Raw genomic sequence first — 22127 nt, 5'->3', positions numbered from 1 at the left:
GTTGCCGGGGTAAAACCCGGCAGCAGAGTGTGCTAACTCCGACGGGAGCAAATCCGTGAAAGACTTATTAAAGTTTCTGAAAGCGCAAACTAAAACCGAAGAGTTTGATGCGATCAAAATTGCTCTGGCTTCGCCAGACATGATCCGTTCATGGTCTTTTGGTGAAGTTAAAAAGCCGGAAACCATCAACTACCGTACGTTCAAACCAGAGCGTGACGGTCTTTTCTGCGCCCGTATTTTCGGACCAGTAAAAGATTACGAGTGCCTGTGCGGTAAGTACAAGCGCCTGAAACACCGTGGTGTTATCTGTGAGAAGTGCGGCGTTGAAGTGACCCAGACCAAAGTGCGTCGTGAGCGCATGGGCCACATCGAGCTGGCGTCTCCGACTGCCCACATCTGGTTCCTGAAATCACTGCCGTCCCGTATCGGTCTTCTGCTCGATATGCCACTGCGTGACATCGAACGCGTGCTGTACTTCGAATCCTATGTGGTTATCGAAGGCGGTATGACCAACCTCGAACGTAATCAGATCCTGACTGAAGAGCAGTATCTGGATGCGCTGGAAGAGTTTGGTGACGAATTCGACGCGAAAATGGGTGCGGAAGCTATTCAGGCCCTGCTGAAGAGCATGGATCTGGAGCAAGAGTGCGAGCAGCTGCGTGAAGAGCTGAACGAAACTAACTCCGAAACCAAACGTAAAAAGCTGACCAAGCGTATCAAGCTGCTGGAAGCGTTCGTTCAATCTGGTAACAAGCCAGAGTGGATGATCCTGACCGTTCTGCCGGTTCTGCCGCCAGATCTGCGCCCGCTGGTACCGCTGGACGGTGGTCGTTTCGCGACTTCTGACCTGAACGATCTGTATCGTCGCGTCATTAACCGTAACAACCGTCTGAAGCGCCTGCTGGATCTGGCTGCGCCAGATATCATCGTACGCAACGAAAAACGTATGCTGCAGGAAGCGGTTGACGCCCTGCTGGATAACGGTCGTCGCGGCCGTGCGATCACCGGTTCTAACAAGCGTCCTCTGAAATCTTTGGCCGACATGATCAAAGGTAAACAGGGTCGTTTCCGTCAGAACCTGCTCGGTAAGCGTGTTGACTACTCCGGTCGTTCTGTTATCACCGTAGGTCCATACCTGCGTCTGCATCAGTGCGGTCTGCCGAAGAAAATGGCACTGGAGCTGTTCAAACCGTTCATCTACGGCAAGCTGGAACTGCGTGGCCTCGCCACCACCATCAAAGCCGCGAAGAAAATGGTTGAGCGCGAAGAAGCTGTCGTTTGGGATATCCTGGACGAAGTTATCCGCGAACACCCGGTACTGCTGAACCGTGCACCAACCCTGCACCGTCTGGGTATTCAGGCATTTGAACCTGTACTGATCGAAGGTAAAGCTATTCAGCTGCACCCGCTGGTTTGTGCGGCATACAACGCCGACTTCGATGGTGACCAGATGGCTGTTCACGTACCGCTGACGCTGGAAGCCCAGCTCGAAGCGCGTGCGCTGATGATGTCTACCAACAACATCCTGTCCCCTGCGAACGGCGAGCCAATCATCGTTCCTTCTCAGGACGTTGTACTGGGTCTGTACTACATGACCCGTGACTGTGTTAACGCCAAAGGCGAAGGCATGGTGCTGACTGGCCCGAAAGAAGCTGAGCGTATTTATCGCTCTGGCCAGGCCTCTCTGCATGCGCGCGTTAAAGTGCGTATCACCGAATATGAAAAAGATGCTCACGGCGAGTTCGTTGCGAAAACCAGCTTGATCGATACGACCGTAGGTCGTGCGATTCTGTGGATGATCGTACCGAAGGGTCTGCCTTTCTCCATCGTCAACCAGGCGCTGGGCAAGAAAGCTATCTCCAAAATGCTGAACACCTGTTACCGCATTCTGGGCCTGAAGCCGACCGTTATCTTCGCTGACCAGACCATGTACACCGGCTTTGCCTACGCTGCGCGCTCAGGTGCGTCCGTTGGTATCGACGACATGGTTATCCCAGAGAAGAAATACGAGATCATCTCTGAAGCAGAAGCCGAAGTTGCTGAGATCCAGGAGCAGTTCCAGTCTGGTCTGGTTACCGCGGGCGAACGCTACAACAAAGTTATCGATATCTGGGCTGCGGCGAACGATCGTGTATCCAAAGCGATGATGGATAACCTGCAAACTGAAACCGTCATTAACCGTGAAGGTAAAGAAGAGCAGCAGGTTTCCTTCAACAGCATCTACATGATGGCCGACTCCGGTGCGCGTGGTTCTGCGGCACAGATTCGTCAGCTGGCAGGTATGCGTGGTCTGATGGCGAAGCCAGATGGCTCCATCATCGAAACGCCAATCACCGCGAACTTCCGTGAAGGTCTGAACGTACTCCAGTACTTCATCTCCACTCACGGTGCTCGTAAAGGTCTGGCGGATACCGCACTGAAAACGGCGAACTCCGGTTATCTGACGCGTCGTCTGGTAGACGTTGCACAGGATCTGGTTGTTACCGAAGACGACTGTGGCACGCTGGAAGGTCTGGTGATGACCCCGGTTATCGAGGGTGGCGATGTTAAAGAGCCACTGCGCGATCGCGTACTGGGTCGTGTGACTGCGGAAGACATCCTGAAGCCGGGTACGGCGGACATTCTTGTTCCACGTAACACCCTGCTGCACGAACACTGGTGTGACCTGCTCGAAGCCAACTCTGTTGACTCCGTGAAAGTTCGCTCCGTTGTATCCTGTGACACCGACTTTGGTGTATGTGCGCACTGCTACGGTCGTGACCTGGCGCGTGGCCACATCATCAACAAAGGTGAAGCAATCGGCGTCATCGCGGCACAGTCCATCGGTGAACCGGGTACACAGCTGACGATGCGTACGTTCCACATCGGTGGTGCGGCATCCCGTGCGGCTGCTGAATCCAGCATTCAGGTGAAAAACAAAGGTAGCATCAAGCTCTCTAACGCCAAGTCGGTTGTTAACTCCGCGGGCAAGCTGGTTGTGACCTCTCGTAACACCGAGCTGAAACTGATCGACGAATTCGGCCGTACCAAAGAAAGCTATAAAGTGCCTTACGGTGCTGTTATGGCGAAGGGCGACGGTGAGCAGGTTGCTGGCGGTGAAACCGTAGCAAACTGGGATCCGCACACCATGCCGGTAATCACCGAAGTGTCTGGTTTCATTCGCTTCACCGACATGATCGACGGCCAGACGATTACTCGTCAGACCGACGAACTGACCGGCCTGTCTTCTCTGGTAGTTCTGGATTCTGCGGAACGTACTACCGGTGGTAAAGACCTGCGTCCGGCACTGAAAATCGTTGATGCCAAAGGTGACGACGTTCTGATCCCAGGCACCGATATGCCTGCTCAGTACTTCCTGCCAGGTAAAGCGATTGTTCAGCTGGAAGATGGTATTCAGATCGGTGCGGGTGATGCCCTGGCGCGTATTCCACAGGAATCCAGCGGTACCAAGGATATTACCGGTGGTCTGCCACGCGTAGCCGACCTGTTCGAAGCTCGTCGTCCGAAAGAGCCGGCAATCCTGGCTGAAATCAGCGGTATCATTTCCTTCGGTAAAGAGACCAAAGGTAAACGTCGCCTGGTGATCAGCCCAATTGACGGAAGCGATGCGTACGAAGAGATGATTCCGAAATGGCGTCAGCTCAACGTGTTCGAAGGTGAACGTGTAGAACGCGGTGACGTTGTGTCCGATGGCCCGGAAGCGCCACACGACATTCTGCGTCTGCGTGGTGTTCACGCGGTAACTCGCTACATCACTAACGAAGTGCAGGAAGTTTACCGCCTGCAGGGCGTTAAGATTAACGATAAGCACATCGAAGTTATCGTTCGTCAGATGCTGCGTAAAGCAACCATCGTGAATGCAGGCAGCTCCGACTTCCTCGAAGGTGAGCAGGCTGAATACTCTCGCGTTAAGATCGCAAACCGCGAACTGGAAGCGAATGGCAAGATTGGCGTGAGTTATGCGCGCGATCTGCTGGGTATCACCAAAGCGTCTCTGGCAACCGAGTCGTTCATCTCCGCGGCATCGTTCCAGGAGACCACTCGCGTTCTGACCGAAGCAGCCGTTGCGGGCAAACGCGACGAACTGCGCGGTCTGAAAGAGAACGTCATCGTGGGTCGTCTGATCCCGGCTGGTACCGGTTATGCGTACCATCAGGATCGTATGCGTCGCCGTGCTGCGGGTGAAGTTCCAGCCGCGCCGCAGGTGACTGCTGATGAAGCTTCTGCAAGCCTTGCAGAACTGCTGAACGCAGGCCTGGGCGGTTCTGACAACGAGTAATCGTTGCCGGTAACGCTAAAATAAAAACCCGCTTCGGCGGGTTTTTTTATGTGTATTGCTAAGAGTGCGTTTATTCAGAACGGTAGGCCAGATGATACCACTCTGAAAAATGAACGACCTTCATGCCGAATCGGGCAAATAATATCTCGAGTGATTTTTTTGAATATATAGTGACATGCCCGTTGCGTGGGGCGATATACCAGTTATTCATGATCTCATCGGAGTGATTATCGCAAACTCCTGTGGAGAAAAAGTACCTGCCGGTTTTCTTATCCATGAGCTCATTAATGAGGAACACTGTTTTTAACGGGTCCGGGGTATGCTCCATTACCTCAAATGAGGTGACGAACTCGAAAGTGTGCTCTGGCATTGGCGCATCGTTATGGAAGGGATCCCAGCCAGTCACATTGATATTCATCTCTTTCAGCTTATTGACCAACTGGCCATCACCGCAGCCAAAGTCCAGCATCGTGCACGAGAAAAGCTCCTTGAAATTACTGAGCAGGATTTCGGCATTTTTTTCGGGTCTGGTCTGGTTGAAGGCAGGATCGAATTTTTGATAATCGTCGTTATAGATGTGCTGCTGAAACTCTTCATCGCTCCAGTCATCAAAGGCATGGGTAAAAATAAGTCCGCAGGCGTTGCACTGATGGTAATAAACAGGGATACCGCTTAGCGGATATACATAGCGGTGAACGTTATTTGCATAGCAGGCGGTATTGAAATCGGTAACGCCATACAGGCGAGCACCAGAGCCGCATATTTTGCACACGGACTCGTTGACGATTGTTTTTATTTGCATGTGGTATTCCGGGAGCGCGAAAAGAAAATACTTAGCAACAATCGTGCCATTAAATAAATTGAGTTATATCAGGGCGTTGTTGAAACCGTCTGGGGGAGGGGAAGCTTCGTTTCCCGGTCCATATCGTATTTGTAGACATGAACGTCGTACCACGAATAAAAAAATACCCGCACTCAGCGGGTATTCGGTATGACTGAGATATCTTTTTTTAGTTTACCAGCGGCAAACGACGATACAGTTCGATCATATCGCCTGCCAGGTCCTGAATCACCATCGCGTTCATCAGGTGATCCTGGGAGTGAACGGTGATCAGGTTAACCGGCAGCTTGCCGGTGCCTTCGTCGAGGCCGATCAGCTGGGTCTGAATGGTATGAGCATGTTTCACAAACTCGCGCGACTCTGTCATTGCCTGTTCTGCGCCAGCAAAATCACCTTTGCGGGCCAGCTGCAGGGCAGTTAAAGCAGAACTGCGTGCGGCGCCGGCGTTAACCAGCAGCTCCATGATAATTGATTCTAAATCTTCCACGTCTCACTCACTCCATCAGCTTGAGAGCTTTCTCAAGAACGACATCACCTTTCATCATGCCGTAATCCATCATATCGATAACCGCGACTTTCTTGCCCAGCGGCTCGGCTTCTGCCTGGAGTTTACCCAGTTCATATTTCACCTGCGGCCCCAGCAGAATGATATCTGCGGCGTTGAGGTTATCTTTGAATTCTGCGACAGGAACAGCTTTGATAGAGACTTCAACGCCTTTCTTTTGCGCGGCGTCCTTCATACGTTGAACCAGCATGCTGGTGGACATGCCTGCTGCACAGCATAAAACAATGTTCTTCATAACTCGCCCTCATGGTCCTTGATGCTTCATCTTTATCGTGTGGCGAGGCATTCAACAACCGCTTTACGGCGATAGTGTGTAAGCCATCACAAAGAAAGCCGCAAAATCATGAAACCGGTTACAGTTTGCGGGCGGCCGCTTGAAAAACCGCTGGGCATAGTGCTTCGTTAAAACATCGTCTCACATTGTGTCGACAGGCAGGACCCGATTTTTACCCTGCTGTTTGGCCCTGTAGAGCGCGGCATCCACGCTGGCGACCAACTGCTCTAAGGGCTCCATGTGCCATTCCCCAAAACCGCCGCTAAAGGTGACGTACAAACCTTCCTCACGCCAGCTGCGCGTTGCTACTTTTTCACGCCATTCATCCAGCAGCTCAAAAGCCGCGGCAACGGTTTCATTGGTAAAGACGGCCGCAAACTCCTCACCGCCGTAACGGTAAAGGGAGACTCCGTGAGGTTTCAGCACCTGCAGGCCTTCGCGCGCAACGTTACGCAAAACGATATCGCCGCTGAGATGCCCCCAGGTATCGTTTATCTTTTTGAAATTATCGATATCCACCAGGGCCAGAGCGAAGGGCTGACCGTTGCTCAGAAGTTCGCCCACTTCGCTGTCAAAGGCGCGACGATTTTTGCAGCCCGTTAGCGCATCGATCGTCGCCTGGCGCGCCCAGGTGAGTTCCCGCTCTTTGTTGGAGATAATCGCTTTACTGAGTGTGGCTTCAAGCTTAGGTGCCTGCTTGATGTCACCGGTGTTTATCGCACTGATGATATTCATGAGTACCGTGCGCGAAGTGTGGCGCAGATAGAGCCCAAACAACACAATCAGAATTGCTGCCAGCGCAAAGCCCCATGCCACTATGATGCTTTCGTGGCGGGCCAGTTCACTTAGCGTCTCCCCGGAGACTTTAAAAATGACGAACCAGTCCGGATTGGTGAAGGAGTAGTAGTAAAACCAGGTGTCCGTTTGCTTGTCGTACACGGCACCTTCCCCGTTAGTCATTTTGGCCATCAGGGAAGGGGAGACGAGCTGTCTGAACAACTCTCCCGTGTCGGGGTGAAGAACGGCCTCGCCTGCACGATTCACCACGTAATACTGCCCCTGGACTGGCGACTGCATCTTTCTCAGCGTTGACCCCATCAGCGCTAAATCCAGATGAAATGCGAGTGTGCCTCTCAGGACGCCATTGGGTGACACCACCGGACGGTAAAGCGTGATGGTCTGCTGGTGGGTGAAGTAATCGGTGTAGGCGTCGGTATACCGGCTGAGAATACTGGAGTCGGCCTGATGGATAAACCAGGGTCGTGTCTTAGGATCGAACGACTGGCTTTCCGCTGTAGCTTTGACCTGAGGCGCGCGCAGGTAGTGACCTTCCGCGTCAGCGATGGAGATTGATGACACGCGGGGCATCAGGGTCTGCAATTGCATGATCTGTCGTAAGCCTTGCTCACGATTGACGTTAACCGTCTTGTTCAGTTCGTCGTTGCTGGCAAAAAAACGGACGGCACGATCGAGGATGTAATCATTTTCACTCAAAATCGAGGCCGTATAGTTCACCGCCAGGTTATGGGTGAAATTGCGGTTAATTTGGTGATAATCCTCAATAATGTCTTTGCGCTGGTTCAGCGTGACCAGTACAGCGATGAGGATAAAGCCGACCAGAAGCCCGGCAAAGCTCACCAGTATCGGGCGAGTAAACGAGAGATTTTTGCTATGGATGTTCATATCGCGAAGCGCATTCCTTTTGGCGAGTAGCAAAAGTATAAGACCTGAGGAAGCTCTGCGCTGACATCCGTCATCAATACATTCGTTCGATGAATAATATTGCCTCCGGGTTGGCAGAAGGCAGGGCGGAAGAGGAAGGGAACTCCGCCCTGGTCAACACTCCTTGCTGACCAGGGCAGCGTAAGGTGAACCCCTTTTTCCAACAATACTCAAAGTGTCCTTTTACGAGCAGGCTTCAGCGCAGTTTTGTCTGTGGTGCAACGCTTGCAGCATGTTGCGACGAGCGTCCCAGCCAGCGGTCCCAGTCTTTCCAGACCGGCTGTAATCCACGGGCGATCAGTGCCTGCGCCACGTCCTCTGGTCGGCGGGCATCGTGCGGGGAAAACTGTTCCAGCTCCGGACGATTTTTGGCATAGCCGCCCGGCTGCGTTTTGGAGAAGGCGCTGACGTTGTTAATTGCAATCGGGATCACCCGATCGCGAAACTCCGGAGATTCCCGCGTCGACAGCGACAATTCACACTCCGGCGACAGCAGCCTGAAAGCACAAATCGTTTGTACCAGCTGGCGTTCGTCCATCACTGATGCGGGCTCCACGCCGCCTGCACAGGGGCGCAAACGCGGAAATGAAATGGAATAACGACTTTGCCAGTAATGCTTTTGCAGCCACAGCAGATGCTCCGCGACCATGTAACAATCCACTCGCCAGCTGTCGGAAAGACCGATCAACGCCCCGAGCCCAATTTTATCAATGCCCGCTTTCCCCAGCCTGTCCGGCGTTTCCAGCCGCCAGACGAAATCCTGCTTATTGCCTTTCAGATGGTGTTGGGCGTACATCGCCTGATGGTACGTCTCCTGATACACCATCACGCCATCCAGCCCGAGCGTTTTCAGCTCCTCATAGTCAGCCTGCGAGAGAGGCTGGACCTCCATCTGTAGCGAGGAAAACTGGCGACGGATATCAGGCAGATGCTGGCGAAAGTAATCCATACCCACTTTGCTCTGATGCTCACCGGTGACCAGCAGCAGATGCTCAAATCCGAGCGCGCGAATCGCCTCGCATTCCTGCTGTATTTCCTGCGAATCCAGCGTTTTACGCCTGATGCGGTTGCTCATCGAGAAGCCGCAATAGGTACAGTCATTCGCACAGAGGTTGGAGAGATAGAGTGGGACATAGAAGCTAACCGTGTGTCCGAAGCGCTGGCGGGTCAGCTGCTGCGCCCGCTGCGCCAGCGGTTCCAGAAAGGCATCGGCGGCGGGTGAGAGCAGCGCCATGAAATCGTCGCGGCTGAGCTGACGTGCCGCCAGCGCCCGTTCCACATCTGCCGTCGTTTTACTGTGGATCCGCAGACGAATATCATCCCAGTTAAGCTGCCGCCAGCGTTCGGTGAAAGTGGCCATCACTGCGCCTCCAGGAAACCCGTCAGCGGGCTGGTGGCCTGCGCCTGCCTGCTTGTTGCACCAGGACCCGCCTGCCGGGCGAGAATGCCGGCCTCGACGGCAAGGCGAAAAGCGCAGGCCATGTCGACGGGGGAATCCGCGACCGCAATCGCCGTATTAACCAGCACCGCATCCGCGCCCATTTCCAGCGCCTGTGCGGCGTGGCTCGGCACGCCAATCCCCGCATCAACCACGACGGGAACCGTTGCCTGATCAATGATGATTTCAAGCATTGCGCGAGTTTCCAGGCCCTGATTCGACCCGATAGGCGCGCCGAGCGGCATCACGGCAGCGCAGCCAGCCTCTTCCAGACGTTTGCACAGCACCGGATCGGCCCCGCAATAAGGCAGTACGACAAATCCTTCTTTTACCAGTAATTCTGCGGCTTTCAGGGTTTCAATCGGATCGGGCAGCAGCCAGCGCGCATCGGGGTGAATTTCCAGTTTGATCCAGTGAGTTGCGAGCGCTTCTCGTGCCAGTTTTGCGGCAAATACCGCCTCTTCTGCTGTTTTCGCGCCAGAAGTATTCGGCAGCAATGAAACGCCCGCCGCCAGCAGCGGCTGAAGCAGGGCATCATTGTGCTGACGTAAATCGACGCGCTTCATCGCCAGCGTCACCAGTTGGCTGCCTGAAGCCCGAATGGCGTTGACCATCAACTGCGGCGTGGCAAATTTTCCTGTGCCCGTGAACAGGTGGGATTCAAACACTTTATCGGCAATACGTAACATATCAGCCCCCGGCAATCGCCTGAAAAATCAGGAGGCTGTCGCCATCCTGTAGAAAGGTTTCTGCCCATTGTGGCTGGGGCAATATCTGCTGATTCAGCGCCAGCGCGACGCCGGGCAGATTCCGTTCCAGCCGGGAAAGCAGTTCACCCACGGCCAGACCGGCCTCGCAATCAACTTGCTCATCGTTAACAAGAATGTGCATCAGCGCCTCCACAGATGGGGCAGCCCGGCACGCGCGTACGGATCAGGGCGCGCCAGTTGCCGGAGCGGGCGTCGAACAGGCGCAGTGAATCCTGTCCGACGTTCATGCCGCTCAGCAGTTTGATAGCCTCCAGCGCCTGAAGGGTGCCCATCACGCCGACAACCGGGCCGACGATCCCAGCGGTGCGGCAGTTGCGCTCAGGCTCCTGTTCATCGGGCCAGACGCAGCGGTAGCAGCCATGAGTGAAGGGCGGCGCGATGGTCATCAGCTGCCCGCCAAATCCGACCGCGCTGGCGGAAATCAGCGGCGTGCCGTGCTTCACGCAGGCGGCGTTGATTGCCTGACGGCTGGCCATCGTGTCGGTACAGTCGAGCACGACGTCTGCCTGTGCAACCTGCTGGTGGAGCGCTTCGCCCTCAAGGCGCTGATTCAGCGTAATCAGCTGAATATCAGGGTTGAGCTGCGCCAGCCGTTTCTTCGTTGCCTCAGCCTTCGGCTGGTCGATGTCATTCACGCTAAACAGGATTTGCCGCTGAAGATTACTGATATGCACACAATCGTCGTCGGCCAGCACCAGCGTGCCGATGCCTGCTCCGGCAAGATACAGAGCAGCAGGAGAGCCTAAGCCGCCCAGGCCCACGATCAGCACCCGGCTGGCGAGCAGCTTCTGCTGACCGTCGATGGCAATATCCTCCAGCAGGATCTGGCGGCTGTAGCGCATAAAGTCACGATCGTTCATCGCCCGCTCCCGCCATTTCAAGCAGCTGCGCCGTGGCGATTTGCCAGTCCGGCGCTTCGGTTATGGCGCTGACGACCGCGATGCTCCCGACGCCCGTTGCCAGAACCGACGGCGCCCGCGCAATGCTGATCCCGCCAATCGCCACCGTCGGGTAATCCTTCAGCCGTTCGATATGTGCCGAAAGCTGCGTCAGCCCTTGCGGGGCTGACGGCATCTGTTTGGTCTGAGTGGGGAAAACGTGGCCGAGGGCGATATAAGACGGTTTCACCGCCAGCGCCACGTCGATTTCCATATCGTCGTGCGTGGAGACGCCAAGGCGCAGGCCTGCTTTGCGAATAGCGTCCAGATCGGTCACGTCCAAATCCTCCTGGCCCAGATGCACACCGTAGGCACGGTGTTTGATTGCCAGACGCCAGTAATCATTGATAAACAGCCTGGCACGGTAGTGACGACCAAGCGCGATAGCGGCGATAACGTCCGCTTCAACTTCCTCATCGCGCTTGTCCTTGATGCGTAGCTGAAGGGTACGCACGCCCACTTCCAGCAAACGCTTAATCCATGCCACGCTGTCGACGACTGGGTAAAGACCGAGACGATGAGGCACCGTCGGGAAATCAGGCTGATACATCAGGCTTCCTCGCGCTTAAGATAGATTTCGCCGCCTTTGGCGCGGAAGTTCTCTGACATGTCCGCCATGCCGACTTCGATGGTTTGTGCGGCAGCGTAGTCGCGCACCTCCTGGGAGATTTTCATCGAGCAGAATTTTGGGCCACACATTGAGCAGAAGTGGGCGACCTTCCCGGACTCCTGCGGCAGGGTTTCGTCGTGATAGGCGCGGGCGGTGAAGGGGTCGAGCGCCAGGTTGAACTGATCTTCCCAGCGGAATTCAAAGCGTGCCTTCGACATGGCGTTATCGCGGATTTGCGCGCCGGGATGGCCTTTCGCCAGATCCGCGGCGTGGGCGGCGATCTTATAGGTGATAAGCCCCTGTTTAACGTCTTCTTTGTTCGGCAGTCCAAGATGCTCTTTTGGCGTGACGTAGCAAAGCATCGCGCAGCCGAACCAGCCGATCATCGCCGCGCCAATCCCGGAGGTGAAATGGTCGTAGCCTGGCGCAATGTCGGTGGTCAGCGGCCCGAGCGTGTAGAACGGCGCTTCGTGGCAGTGCTCCAGCTCTTCGGTCATATTGCGACGAATCATCTGCATCGGCACATGGCCGGGGCCTTCAATCATCACCTGCACGTCGTACTCCCAGGCGATTTTGGTCAGCTCGCCGAGGGTGTGCAGCTCGGCAAACTGCGCCTCGTCATTGGCATCCTGAATGGATCCCGGACGCAGGCCGTCACCGAGCGAGAGGGAAACATCGTAGGCGGCGCAGATTTCGCAGATCTCGCGGAAGTGCTGGTAAAGGAAGTTTTCCTGATGATGCGACAGGCACCATTTCGCCATGATGGAGCCGCCGCGGGAAACGATGCCCGTCAGGCGTTTGGCTGTCATCGGCACGTAGCGCAGCAGCACGCCCGCGTGAATGGTGAAGTAGTCGACGCCCTGTTCGGCCTGCTCCAGCAGAGTATCGCGGAACGCTTCCCACGTCAGATCTTCGGCGATCCCGTTGACCTTCTCCAGCGCCTGGTAGATCGGCACGGTACCAATCGGCACCGGGCTGTTGCGCAGGATCCATTCGCGGGTTTCGTGAATATAACGCCCCGTGGATAAGTCCATCACCGTGTCTGCGCCCCAGCGTGTGGACCACACCAGTTTCTCGACTTCTTCTTCAATGGAGGAGGTGACTGCCGAGTTGCCGATATTGGCGTTCACCTTCACGAGGAAATTACGGCCAATGATCATCGGCTCAGATTCCGGGTGATTGATGTTGGCAGGAATGATGGCGCGTCCGGCGGCCACTTCATCGCGCACAAATTCCGGGGTGATATTTTCCGGTAAACGTGCCCCGAATCCTTCGCCCGGATGCTGGTGGCGTAACACTTCACCGCGAATGCGCTCGCGGCCCATATTTTCGCGAATGGCGATGAATTCCATTTCCGGGGTGACGATGCCCTGGCGGGCGTAGTGCAGCTGGGTCACGCATTGGCCTGATTTGGCGCGTTTGGGGGTTAACAGGCCGGTGAAGCGCAGTTCGTCGAGGCCATCATCCGCCAGGCGCTCTTTGGTGTAGGCAGAGCTTCTCTCATCAAGCGGCTCGCTGTCATTACGGGCATCGATCCACGGCTGGCGCAGTTTTTCCAGGCCGCGCTGGACGTCAATTTTTATCGACGGATCGCCATAAGGGCCGGAGGTGTCGTACACCGGCACGGCTTCGTTTTGTTCGAACTGCGGGTTCTCTTTCGTGCCGCCGAGGAGCGTCGGGCTCAGCTGGATCTCGCGCATCGGCACGCGAATACCGTCCTGCGAGCCCTGAAGATAGATGCGCTTTGAGTTGGGAAAAGCGGTGCCTTCCAGGGTGTCGATAAAGCGTTGAGCTTGCGCGCGCTGTTCGCGGCGGGTCAGTTTGGTAGCAGACATAGCACATTCCAGTAAAGTAAGGAGATGGCTTGTCAGACGACGGATGAAGCAAGAGGAGACATCACCCAAAAGGTGATGTAACAGCAGATTGACTCTTGTTCCCTTCGCAGGTATTAGCCTGATCAGGTTCCGCGGATCCCGAATTAACGGTCTCAGCCCGTGCTTTCATTAAACACTGGGCACTCCGACAAGAAAAACCCCCGCCCGCAGGCGAGGTGAAGGTTGTAAATTACTCGTTAACGCTTAAGAACTCAAGCCGGACGCGCGATCTGATTTTCATCGTTCGCGCCGCCGTTAAATTTGCTGTCCAGCGTCAGGGCGATCAGGCTGTCTTCCAGGGTAAAGCGAGCGGCCAGCGCTTCGCCGAGGGTGGAGAGCGCCTGCTGAAACTCCATGCAGTTGTCGTCGTCGATGGCTGTTTCGAGGCTGGAATCATACAGATCCATAATCTGCTGGGTGTTGCCTTCAAGCTGCGGATAGAGCTTTGTCGCCGCCAAAATTGGGTTTTCACCTTCCAATTCGCCGACAATGCGTTCATAAATATTGAAGTGACCGGCCGAAAGGTAATCCACCAGACGCTGGCAAAAATCGTCGAGGGCTTTTTCGTTGAGGCGCATGTACGATCCTTTGCCAGGCTTAATGCCAACCAGATTGTAATAGGCGACGAGCAACTGCTTACGCACCTGTAGCCACTGATCGACAAGATGATGGCTGCCGCCAACGCGCTCTGTCAGGCTTTCTAACTGGTTTAGCATGATGGACTCCGACTTTAAAAGAGTAAAAACGGCTCACCCAAAAATGTAAAAACACTGTTAACAAAGTGCCAGTGAAGCGAAGGTAGTGCAATAGATATGGATCGTATTATTGAAAAATTAGACAGCGGTTGGTGGATAGTCAGTCACGAACAGAAATTATGGCTTCCCGGCGGAGAAATACCGTGCGGGACGGCAGAAAATTTCGATCTTGTCGGCCTGCCAGCCATGCAAATTGGCGAATGGGAAGGCGCTCCCGTCTGGCTGGTTCAGCAGGCTCGCCGCCAGGAGATGGGCACGGTTCGCCAGGTGCTGGATCAGGACGTCGGTCTGTTCCAGCTTGCCGGGCGCGGCGTTCAGCTGGCGGAGTTCTACCGTTCGCATAAATTCTGCGGCTACTGCGGCCATACCATGCACCCAAGCAAAACCGAATGGGCGATGTTGTGCAGCCACTGTCGTGAACGCTATTACCCACAAATCGCGCCGTGCATTATCGTCGCCATTCGCCGGGATGATTCCATTCTTCTTGCACAGCACACACGCCACCGCAACGGCGTGCATACAGTGCTGGCCGGGTTTGTTGAAGTGGGCGAAACGCTGGAGCAGGCGGTGGCCCGTGAAGTAATGGAGGAGAGCGGTATTCGCGTCAAAAACCTTCGCTATGTCACCTCACAACCCTGGCCTTTCCCGCAGTCGCTGATGACGGCGTTTATGGCAGATTACGACAGCGGTGAGATTGTTATCGATCAGAAAGAGCTGCTGGAAGCCAACTGGTATCGCTACGACAACCTGCCGCTGTTACCCCCGCCGGGCACCGTGGCGCGGCGTTTGATTGAAGATACCGTGGCGATGTGTCGGGCAGACGACGAGTGATGGTACACTCCCCGCATAATGCATAAAGGAACTGCAAAAATGACCGAACTGAAAAACGATCGTTATCTGCGTGCGCTGATGCGCCAGCCTGTTGATATCACCCCCGTCTGGATGATGAGGCAGGCAGGCCGCTATTTGCCGGAGTATAAGGCCACGCGTGCACAGGCAGGCGATTTTATGTCTCTGTGCAAAAATGCGGAGCTGGCCTGCGAAGTCACAATGCAGCCGCTGCGTCGCTACCCGCTCGATGCGGCGATCCTCTTTTCGGACATTCTGACCATTCCCGATGCCATGGGGCTTGGCCTCTATTTTGAGGCCGGTGAAGGCCCGCGCTTTACCAATGTGCTGAAAACCAAAGCCGATATCGAAAAGCTGCCTGTGCCGGACCCGGAACAGGAGCTGGGCTACGTGATGAACGCGGTGCGCACGATTCGCCGTGAGCTGAAAGGCGAAGTGCCGCTGATTGGTTTCTCCGGCAGCCCGTGGACGCTGGCGACTTATATGGTTGAAGGCGGCAGCAGCAAAGCCTTTACCGTCATCAAGAAGATGATGTATGCCGATCCGCAGGCGCTGCATCTGCTGCTCGATAAGCTCGCGAAAAGCGTCACGCTGTACCTGAACGCGCAGATCCGCGCGGGCGCGCAGTCGGTGATGATTTTCGACACCTGGGGCGGTGTGCTGACCGGGCGCGATTATCAGCAGTTCTCTCTCTATTACATGCACAAGATTGTCGATGGCCTGCTGCGTGAAAACGAAGGTCGTCGCGTGCCGGTGACGCTGTTTACCAAAGGCGGCGGACAGTGGCTGGAAGCAATGGCGGCCACGGGCTGCGACGCACTCGGCTTAGACTGGACGACGGACATTGCCGATGCACGCCGTCGCGTGGGTGACAAGGTCGCGCTTCAGGGCAACATGGATCCGTCCATGCTTTACGCCCAGCCTGCACGTATTGAGGAAGAAGTGGCAACCATTCTGGCTGGTTTCGGCGAGGGTGAAGGCCATGTCTTCAACCTGGGTCACGGCATTCATCAGGACGTGCCGCCGGAACACGCGGGCGCGTTTGTCGAAGCCGTGCATCGCCTGTCAGCGCAGTACCATAAGTAAGGCAATGCCATGGATCTGGCCGATCTTCGCGAGCAGCAGAAGGCGTTAGCTTCGTCGGTGATCCGCGAGGATCGCTTTCTTGTCGATCCTCCGAAGTTGATCGGCGGGGCGGATGTGGGGTTCGAAGAAGGTGGTGAAGTGACTCGCGCGGCGATGGTGCTGCTGAGCTGGCCAGAACTTGAACTGGTGGAATATCAGATTGCCCGCATTCCCACCACCATGCCTTACATCCCCGGTTTTCTGTCATTTCGCGAATATCCTGCGCTGCTGGCGGCGTGGGAGCTGCTTTCCCGCAAGCCGGATCTGCTTTTTGTCGATGGGCACGGCATTTCCCACCCACGGCGGCTCGGCGTTGCCAGCCATTTTGGTCTGCTGGTGGACGTGCCGACTATCGGCGTGGCAAAAAAGCGCCTGTGCGGCAAGTTTGAACCGCTTTCTGCAGAGCCTGGCGCACTGTCGCCGCTGATTGATAAGCAGGAGCAGCTTGGCTGGGTCTGGCGCAGTAAGGCGCGGTGCAATCCGCTGTTTATTGCTACCGGGCACCGCGTCAGCCAGGACCGCGCGCTCGCGTGGGTTCAGCGTTGCACTCGTGGCTATCGTCTGCCGGAGCCAACGCGCTGGGCAGATGCCGTGGCTTCTGCTCGACCGGCCTTTCTGCGCTGGCAAGCAATTCAGCCCTGATTCAGGTAAACTGCCGCTAATTAACGCATTCGAGAACTCATCATGTTACAAAACCCGATTCATCTGCGCCTTGAGAAGCTGGAAAGCTGGCAGCATGTGACCTTTATGGCTTGCCTGTGCGAGCGTATGTACCCGAATTACGCCATGTTCTGCCAGCAAACTGAGTTTGCCGACGGGCAGCTGTATCGTCGTATTCTCGATCTTATCTGGGAAACCCTGACGGTGAAGGACGCCAAGGTGAACTTCGACAGCCAGCTCGAGAAGTTCGAAGAGGCGATCCCGGTCGCGGATGATTTCGATATGTACGGCGTATACCCGGCCATTGATGCCTGCGTGGCGCTGAGCGAACTGATGCACTCGCGTCTGAGTGGCGAAACGCTGGAACATGCCATTGAAGTCAGCAAGACGTCTATCACCACCGTTGCGATGCTGGAGATGACTCAGGCGGGTCGTGAAATGACCGATGAAGAGCTGAAAGAGAACCCGGCAGTAGAGCAGGAGTGGGACATCCAATGGGTAATATTCCGACTTCTGGCCGACTGCGAAGAACGCGATCTTGAGCTGATAAAAGGGCTGCGGGCAGACCTGCGTGAGGCAGGTGAGAGCAATATCGGTATAAATTTTCAGCAATGAAGCCACAAAACGTGATATTCAGTCCGAATTGTCGTGCCTGAAGGCTTCACATCTGCCCCCCGTCTGGTCTACATTTGGAAGGCGAAAAAAAGTGGCTATCGGTGCGTGTATGCAGGAGAGTGCTTTTCAGGCATTTCCATCGCACTCGATGCTTAGCAAGCGATAAACACATTGTAAGGATAACATATGAACAAGACTCAACTGATTGATGTAATTGCGGACAAGGCTGACCTGTCTAAAGCGCAGGCTAAATCTGCCCTGGAATCTACTCTGGCTGCAATTACTGAGTCTCTGAAAGAAGGTGATGCTGTACAACTGGTTGGTTTCGGTACCTTCAAAGTGAACCACCGCGCTGAGCGTACTGGCCGCAACCCACAGACCGGTAAAGAAATCAAAATCGCTGCAGCTAACGTGCCAGCATTTGTTTCTGGTAAAGCACTGAAAGACGCCGTTAAGTAAGACCGCGTGCCGGTGAACAGTTTTATCGAAGGGGCGGTTTCGCCCCTTTTGTCCGTCTGGCGCCGCTCGCTGGCGCTGGCCGGCGTTCTGTTGCTCACCGCCTGCAGCCATAACTCTGCCTTACCCCCGTTTACCGCCAGCGGCTATGCCGATAACCAGGGCGCGGTGCGCATCTGGCGCAAAGATTCCGATAACGAAACTCATCTGCTCGCGGCGTTCAGCCCGTGGCGAAGCGGAAACACCTCAACCAGCGAATACCGCTGGCAGGGCGATACGCTCTCTCTGATTGAACTCAATATCTACGGTAAACCGCCGGAACACGTTCGCGTGCGTTTTGATGACCACGGTGAACTCAGCTTTATGCAGCGTGAAATTGACGGGCAGAAGCAGCAGCTCTCCAATGACCAGATAGCCCTGTATCGCTATCAGGCACAGCAAATCCGCCAGACCAGTGATGCGCTGCGTCAGGGGCGTGTGGTGTTGCGACAGGGGCGCTGGCACGCCAATCACACAGTGACAACCTGCGAAGGCGAAACGGTGAAGCCCGATCTGGAAGCCCGCGCGATGAATCACATCGAACGACGTCAGAGCCACTCTTCAGTGGAAGTCAGCGTGGCGTGGCTGGAAGCGCCGGAAGGGTCGCAGCTGCTACTGGTGGCAAACGAAGATTTCTGCACCTGGCAGCCGAAAGAGAAGACCTTTTAAGGCGAAGTACAAGTCTTTAAACTTCGCTCAGAGCAATTCCCTCTCCCTTGAGGGAGAGGGTTAGGGCGAAGGGGAACAGCTATCTCCTTCGCTAAACTACTTCCCTTGCTCACGCGCAATCGCGCGATAGCCGATATCCTTACGGCTGAAGCAGCCTTCCCAGTGAATATCTGTCATTAAGGCGTACGCACGTTTCTGCGCTTCGGCGACGGTTTCACCCAGCGCCGTGACGCAAAGCACGCGGCCGCCGTTGGTCAGCACGCGATCGTCTTCGGAAAGCGTCGTCCCGGCCTGGAACACTTTGCCGTTCTCAACTTCTTCCAGCGGCAGACCATGGATTTCATCGCCATTGTTATAGCTGCCAGGATAGCCGCCTGCTGCCATCACGACGCCCAGAGACGGACGCGGATCCCAGCGGGAAGTTTTCTCATCAAGCTTACCTTCACAGGCCGCGAGACAGAGTTCCACCAGGTCAGACTGCAGGCGCAGCATGATTGGCTGCGTTTCCGGATCGCCAAAGCGGCAGTTGAATTCGATAACCTTCGGGTTGCCCGCTTTGTCGATCATCAGCCCGGCATACAGGAAACCGGTATAGGTATTGCCTTCTACCGCCATCCCGCGAACGGTAGGCCAGATGATACGATCCATGGTGCGCTGATGAACTTCATCGGTCACCACTGGTGCAGGTGAGTATGCACCCATGCCACCCGTGTTCGGGCCGGTATCGCCATCGCCCACGCGCTTGTGGTCCTGGCTGGTGGCCATTGGCAATACGTTTTCGCCGTCGACCATGACGATGAAGCTGGCCTCTTCGCCTTCAAGAAACTCTTCGATCACGATACGGTGACCCGCATCGCCAAAGGCATTGCCTGCCAGCATGTCGTGCACGGCGGCTTCGGCTTCTTCGAGCGTCATCGCCACAATTACGCCTTTGCCCGCGGCCAGGCCGTCCGCTTTGATAACAATTGGCGCACCTTTCTCGCGCAGATAGGCCAGCGCAGGTTCCACTTCGGTAAAGTTCTGGTACCAGGCCGTCGGGATGTTATGGCGTGCCAGGAAATCCTTGGTGAAGGCTTTGGAACCTTCGAGCTGCGCGGCACCCTGAGTCGGGCCGAAAATGGTCAGGCCTGCTTTACGGAAGGCATCCACCACGCCGATCACCAGCGGTGCTTCAGGCCCAACGATGGTCAGGCCGATGTTTTCGCTTTGTGCGAACTGCAGCAGCGCAGGGATATCGGTGGCGCTGATGGCGACATTTTGCAGCGTCGGCTCAAGTGCCGTGCCCGCATTGCCTGGTGCTACATATACTGTATCAACTAGCGGCGACTGGGCCGCTTTCCAGGCCAGCGCGTGTTCACGCCCGCCGTTACCAATCACTAAAACTTTCATTGTCAGCTCCGGAATTAATGGCGGAAGTGGCGCATGTCGGTGAAGATCATTGCGATGCCGTGTTCGTTGGCTGCGGCAATCACTTCTTCATCACGAATAGAGCCGCCAGGCTGGATAACACAGGTCACGCCGACGGCAGCTGCAGCATCGATACCATCACGGAACGGGAAGAAGGCGTCAGACGCCATCGCGGAACCTTTCACTTCCAGGCCTTCGTCTGCGGCTTTGATCCCGGCGATTTTAGCGGAATAGACGCGGCTCATCTGGCCTGCGCCTATGCCAATGGTCATGTTCTCTTTGGCGTACACGATGGCGTTAGATTTCACGAATTTCGCCACTTTCCAGCAGAACAGTGCGTCACGCAGTTCCTGTTCAGTTGGCTGGCGCTGGCTGACAACGCGCAGTTCGCCGGAAGTCACCATACCCAGATCGCGATCCTGAACCAGCAGACCGCCGTTTACGCGTTTGAAATCATGGCCTGCAACGCGAGCGTTCCACTGGCCGCAGGTCAGTACCCGGACGTTCTGCTTGGTGGCGGTGATCTTCAGCGCTTCTTCAGTCGCCGATGGCGCAATAATGACTTCAACAAACTGGCGGGAAACGATCGACTGCGCGGTTTCGGCATCCAGCTCGCGGTTGAAGGCAATGATGCCCCCGAAGGCGGAAGTTGGGTCCGTTTTGTAAGCGCGATCGTAGGCATCAAGAATTGAGTCGCTGACGGCCACGCCGCAAGGGTTAGCGTGCTTAACGATAACGCAGGCGGGTTCGCTGAACTCTTTCACGCATTCCAGCGCCGCATCGGTGTCGGCGATGTTGTTATAGGAGAGCGCTTTGCCCTGAACCTGCTGCGCGGTTGCCACGGAAGCTTCCTGCACGTTCTCTTCTATATAGAAGGCGGCCTGCTGGTGGCTGTTCTCACCGTAGCGCATATCCTGCTTTTTAATGAAGTTCAGGTTGAGGGTACGCGGGAAGCGACCGGCGGGCTCTTTTGTTTCGCTGTGATAAGCGGGAACCAGGCTGCCAAAGTAGTTGGCAATCATGCTGTCATAGGCGGCGGTGTGCTCGAACGCTTTAATTGCCAGGTCGAAGCGGGTTTCCAGCGTGAGGGAACCTTCGTTGGCATCCAGCTCGCTAATAATAGAAGAGTAATCGCTGCTCTTAACGACGATTGCCACATCTTTATGGTTCTTGGCCGCGGAGCGCACCATGGTCGGGCCGCCGATATCGATATTTTCAACGGCATCTTCCAGCGAACAGCCTTCACGTGCGACGGTTTGTGCAAACGGGTAAAGGTTGACGACTACCATATCGATCGGCGCGATCCCGTGTTGATCCATGATCCCATCATCCTGACCGCGGCGACCGAGGATCCCGCCATGCACTTTCGGGTGCAGTGTCTTAACGCGTCCATCCATCATTTCCGGAAAACCGGTGTAATCGGAAACTTCAGTAACGGGCAAGCCTTTATCTGCTAACAGGCGAGCGGTTCCGCCGGTTGAAAGCAGCTCCACACTGCGTGCGGAAAGTGCCTGTGCGAATTCGACGATACCGGCTTTATCAGAAACGCTGAGTAAAGCACGGCGGACTGGACGACGTTGTTGCATGGTAAATCCCCTGGATTTGACAATTACAGAGAGCGTTAGCTGAATTTTTACCGAAAAACTCAGCTAACGCCCCTTACGGGGCATCCTTGTTTTAGCGCGGGCATTGTAACGAAAACGTTTGCGCAACGCTCGCACATTTTTGGGTTTTCTCCGCTTTGTGGATAACTCTGTGTGTAAATGGGTATAAGGCGGGGTTTTGCTGTGGAATGCAGCAGTCAGTCATTTTTCTGTCATTTAGCCCTTGCGGGTGCTCGAGAACTCCCTATAATGCGCCTCCATCGACACGGAACATCGGCAAACAAGCCGCCGGGTCAGCAGGGTTTCTCCGGAAATTCTGACAGAGAAAAGCGAAAATAAACGCTTGACTCTGAATGAGGAAAACGTATTATACGGGACCTCGAAACGGCGAGCGAAAGCCACGTTTCACTGCTCTTTAACAATTTATCAGACAATCTGTGTGGGCACTCAAAGTGACATGGATTCTTAACGTCGCAAGACGAAAAATGAATACCAAGTCTCTGAGTGAACATACGTAATTCATTACGAAGTTTAATTCACGAGCATCAAACTTAAATTGAAGAGTTTGATCATGGCTCAGATTGAACGCTGGCGGCAGGCCTAACACATGCAAGTCGAGCGGTAGCACAGAGAGCTT

20 protein-coding genes, 1 rRNA gene and 1 riboswitch are annotated in these 22127 nt (G+C 55.3%); of the genes, 8 read left to right on the top strand and 13 right to left on the bottom strand.

Features of this window, described 5'->3' with window-relative positions; translation table 11 throughout:
- The first annotated feature begins 55 nt into the window (after positions 1 to 55).
- Positions 56 to 4279, top strand: a complete 4224-nt coding sequence (gene rpoC / locus CRO87_RS21580) for a DNA-directed RNA polymerase subunit beta' (RefSeq protein WP_097164960.1) — start codon at positions 56 to 58, stop codon at positions 4277 to 4279.
- Between the two features lie 70 nt (positions 4280 to 4349).
- On the opposite strand, the gene CRO87_RS21575 is transcribed toward rpoC, so the two are convergent.
- From CRO87_RS21575 to rsd, 11 genes are all read right to left on the bottom strand, one after another.
- Positions 4350 to 5081, bottom strand: a complete 732-nt coding sequence (locus tag CRO87_RS21575; protein WP_097164959.1) for a class I SAM-dependent methyltransferase — start codon at positions 5079 to 5081, stop codon at positions 4350 to 4352.
- A 208-nt stretch (positions 5082 to 5289) separates the two neighbouring features.
- The gene (locus tag CRO87_RS21570) at positions 5290 to 5607 is read right to left on the bottom strand and encodes a PTS lactose/cellobiose transporter subunit IIA (RefSeq protein WP_097164958.1); all 318 of its coding nucleotides are present in this window, start codon (positions 5605 to 5607) and stop codon (positions 5290 to 5292) included.
- A gap of 7 nt (positions 5608 to 5614) precedes the next feature.
- Complete coding sequence (locus tag CRO87_RS21565) at positions 5615 to 5920, bottom strand: PTS sugar transporter subunit IIB (protein ID WP_097164957.1); 306 nt, start codon at positions 5918 to 5920, stop codon at positions 5615 to 5617.
- A 180-nt stretch (positions 5921 to 6100) separates the two neighbouring features.
- Positions 6101 to 7642: a sensor domain-containing diguanylate cyclase gene (locus CRO87_RS21560; RefSeq protein WP_097164956.1), complete on the bottom strand. Its 1542-nt coding sequence runs from the start codon at positions 7640 to 7642 to the stop codon at positions 6101 to 6103.
- A 235-nt stretch (positions 7643 to 7877) separates the two neighbouring features.
- The gene (gene thiH / locus CRO87_RS21555) at positions 7878 to 9041 is read right to left on the bottom strand and encodes a 2-iminoacetate synthase ThiH (protein ID WP_097164955.1); all 1164 of its coding nucleotides are present in this window, start codon (positions 9039 to 9041) and stop codon (positions 7878 to 7880) included.
- Entirely contained in the window at positions 9041 to 9808 is a 768-nt protein-coding gene (gene thiG, locus CRO87_RS21550; protein ID WP_097164954.1) for a thiazole synthase, read from the bottom strand. Before thiG ends, thiH begins: the two co-directional genes overlap by 1 nt.
- Position 9809: 1 nt before the next feature.
- Positions 9810 to 10010, bottom strand: a complete 201-nt coding sequence (thiS, locus tag CRO87_RS21545; protein WP_097164953.1) for a sulfur carrier protein ThiS — start codon at positions 10008 to 10010, stop codon at positions 9810 to 9812.
- Entirely contained in the window at positions 9994 to 10749 is a 756-nt protein-coding gene (locus tag CRO87_RS21540) for a HesA/MoeB/ThiF family protein (protein ID WP_097164952.1), read from the bottom strand. The genes thiS and CRO87_RS21540 overlap by 17 nt, the downstream gene beginning before the upstream one ends.
- Complete coding sequence (gene thiE / locus CRO87_RS21535) at positions 10736 to 11377, bottom strand: thiamine phosphate synthase (RefSeq protein WP_097164951.1); 642 nt, start codon at positions 11375 to 11377, stop codon at positions 10736 to 10738. Before thiE ends, CRO87_RS21540 begins: the two co-directional genes overlap by 14 nt.
- Positions 11377 to 13272, bottom strand: a complete 1896-nt coding sequence (gene thiC, locus CRO87_RS21530) for a phosphomethylpyrimidine synthase ThiC (protein WP_097164950.1) — start codon at positions 13270 to 13272, stop codon at positions 11377 to 11379. Before thiC ends, thiE begins: the two co-directional genes overlap by 1 nt.
- Positions 13273 to 13354: 82 nt before the next feature.
- A riboswitch (TPP riboswitch) is annotated at positions 13355 to 13469 on the bottom strand.
- A gap of 54 nt (positions 13470 to 13523) precedes the next feature.
- A complete protein-coding gene (gene rsd, locus CRO87_RS21525; RefSeq protein ID WP_097164949.1) occupies positions 13524 to 14027 on the bottom strand; it encodes a sigma D regulator in 504 nt (167 codons plus the stop codon).
- A gap of 96 nt (positions 14028 to 14123) precedes the next feature.
- Between rsd and nudC the strand changes: the two genes are divergently transcribed.
- The 6 genes from nudC (at position 14124) to CRO87_RS21495 (ending at position 18479) form a co-directional block, all read left to right on the top strand.
- Positions 14124 to 14897: an NAD(+) diphosphatase gene (gene nudC, locus CRO87_RS21520; protein WP_097164948.1), complete on the top strand. Its 774-nt coding sequence runs from the start codon at positions 14124 to 14126 to the stop codon at positions 14895 to 14897.
- 39 nt (positions 14898 to 14936) lie between these two features.
- Positions 14937 to 16001: a uroporphyrinogen decarboxylase gene (gene hemE, locus CRO87_RS21515; RefSeq protein WP_097164947.1), complete on the top strand. Its 1065-nt coding sequence runs from the start codon at positions 14937 to 14939 to the stop codon at positions 15999 to 16001.
- Positions 16002 to 16010: 9 nt separating this feature from the next.
- Positions 16011 to 16682, top strand: a complete 672-nt coding sequence (gene nfi, locus CRO87_RS21510) for a deoxyribonuclease V (RefSeq protein ID WP_097164946.1) — start codon at positions 16011 to 16013, stop codon at positions 16680 to 16682.
- A 42-nt stretch (positions 16683 to 16724) separates the two neighbouring features.
- Positions 16725 to 17315 carry a YjaG family protein gene (locus CRO87_RS21505; RefSeq protein ID WP_097164945.1) on the top strand — a complete coding sequence of 197 codons (591 nt, stop codon included), beginning with the start codon at positions 16725 to 16727 and terminating at the stop codon, positions 17313 to 17315.
- A 186-nt stretch (positions 17316 to 17501) separates the two neighbouring features.
- Positions 17502 to 17774 (top strand): nucleoid-associated protein HU-alpha, encoded by a 273-nt coding sequence (hupA, locus tag CRO87_RS21500; RefSeq protein WP_006816568.1) that lies wholly within the window; start codon positions 17502 to 17504, stop codon positions 17772 to 17774.
- 12 nt (positions 17775 to 17786) lie between these two features.
- On the top strand, positions 17787 to 18479 hold the full coding sequence (locus tag CRO87_RS21495; protein WP_097164964.1) for a DUF1481 domain-containing protein: 693 nt from the start codon (positions 17787 to 17789) through the stop codon (positions 18477 to 18479).
- A gap of 96 nt (positions 18480 to 18575) precedes the next feature.
- On the opposite strand, the gene purD is transcribed toward CRO87_RS21495, so the two are convergent.
- Together purD and purH are read right to left on the bottom strand one after the other, a co-directional pair.
- Positions 18576 to 19868, bottom strand: a complete 1293-nt coding sequence (purD, locus tag CRO87_RS21490) for a phosphoribosylamine--glycine ligase (RefSeq protein ID WP_097164944.1) — start codon at positions 19866 to 19868, stop codon at positions 18576 to 18578.
- Positions 19869 to 19882: 14 nt separating this feature from the next.
- Positions 19883 to 21472, bottom strand: a complete 1590-nt coding sequence (gene purH, locus CRO87_RS21485) for a bifunctional phosphoribosylaminoimidazolecarboxamide formyltransferase/IMP cyclohydrolase (protein WP_097164943.1) — start codon at positions 21470 to 21472, stop codon at positions 19883 to 19885.
- A gap of 571 nt (positions 21473 to 22043) precedes the next feature.
- On the opposite strand from purH, the gene CRO87_RS21470 reads away from it, so the two are divergent.
- Positions 22044 to 22127, top strand: a 16S ribosomal RNA gene (locus tag CRO87_RS21470); the annotation flags it as partial.

Origin of the sequence: Enterobacter sp. CC120223-11 (assembly GCF_900215375.1) — a bacterium.
Lineage (GTDB): Bacteria > Pseudomonadota > Gammaproteobacteria > Enterobacterales > Enterobacteriaceae > Scandinavium.
The sequence above is the reverse complement of the archived record's forward strand: the minus strand, read 5'-3'. Positions and strand labels throughout refer to the sequence as shown.

Bases quoted from the DNA above. Each gene is read 5' to 3' on its own strand.
- CRO87_RS21575 (WP_097164959.1), bottom strand. From the start codon at position 5,081: ATGCAAATAAAAACAATCGTCAACGAGTCCGTGTGCAAAATATGCGGC.
- CRO87_RS21565 (WP_097164957.1), bottom strand. From the start codon at position 5,920: ATGAAGAACATTGTTTTATGCTGTGCAGCAGGCATGTCCACCAGCATG.
- CRO87_RS21560 (WP_097164956.1), bottom strand. From the start codon at position 7,642: ATGAACATCCATAGCAAAAATCTCTCGTTTACTCGCCCGATACTGGTG.
- thiH (WP_097164955.1), bottom strand. From the start codon at position 9,041: ATGGCCACTTTCACCGAACGCTGGCGGCAGCTTAACTGGGATGATATT.
- thiG (WP_097164954.1), bottom strand. From the start codon at position 9,808: ATGTTACGTATTGCCGATAAAGTGTTTGAATCCCACCTGTTCACGGGC.
- thiS (WP_097164953.1), bottom strand. From the start codon at position 10,010: ATGCACATTCTTGTTAACGATGAGCAAGTTGATTGCGAGGCCGGTCTG.
- CRO87_RS21540 (WP_097164952.1), bottom strand. From the start codon at position 10,749: ATGAACGATCGTGACTTTATGCGCTACAGCCGCCAGATCCTGCTGGAG.
- thiE (WP_097164951.1), bottom strand. From the start codon at position 11,377: ATGTATCAGCCTGATTTCCCGACGGTGCCTCATCGTCTCGGTCTTTAC.
- thiC (WP_097164950.1), bottom strand. From the start codon at position 13,272: ATGTCTGCTACCAAACTGACCCGCCGCGAACAGCGCGCGCAAGCTCAA.
- rsd (WP_097164949.1), bottom strand. From the start codon at position 14,027: ATGCTAAACCAGTTAGAAAGCCTGACAGAGCGCGTTGGCGGCAGCCAT.
- nudC (WP_097164948.1), top strand. From the start codon at position 14,124: ATGGATCGTATTATTGAAAAATTAGACAGCGGTTGGTGGATAGTCAGT.
- hemE (WP_097164947.1), top strand. From the start codon at position 14,937: ATGACCGAACTGAAAAACGATCGTTATCTGCGTGCGCTGATGCGCCAG.
- nfi (WP_097164946.1), top strand. From the start codon at position 16,011: ATGGATCTGGCCGATCTTCGCGAGCAGCAGAAGGCGTTAGCTTCGTCG.
- CRO87_RS21505 (WP_097164945.1), top strand. From the start codon at position 16,725: ATGTTACAAAACCCGATTCATCTGCGCCTTGAGAAGCTGGAAAGCTGG.
- hupA (WP_006816568.1), top strand. From the start codon at position 17,502: ATGAACAAGACTCAACTGATTGATGTAATTGCGGACAAGGCTGACCTG.
- purD (WP_097164944.1), bottom strand. From the start codon at position 19,868: ATGAAAGTTTTAGTGATTGGTAACGGCGGGCGTGAACACGCGCTGGCC.
- purH (WP_097164943.1), bottom strand. From the start codon at position 21,472: ATGCAACAACGTCGTCCAGTCCGCCGTGCTTTACTCAGCGTTTCTGAT.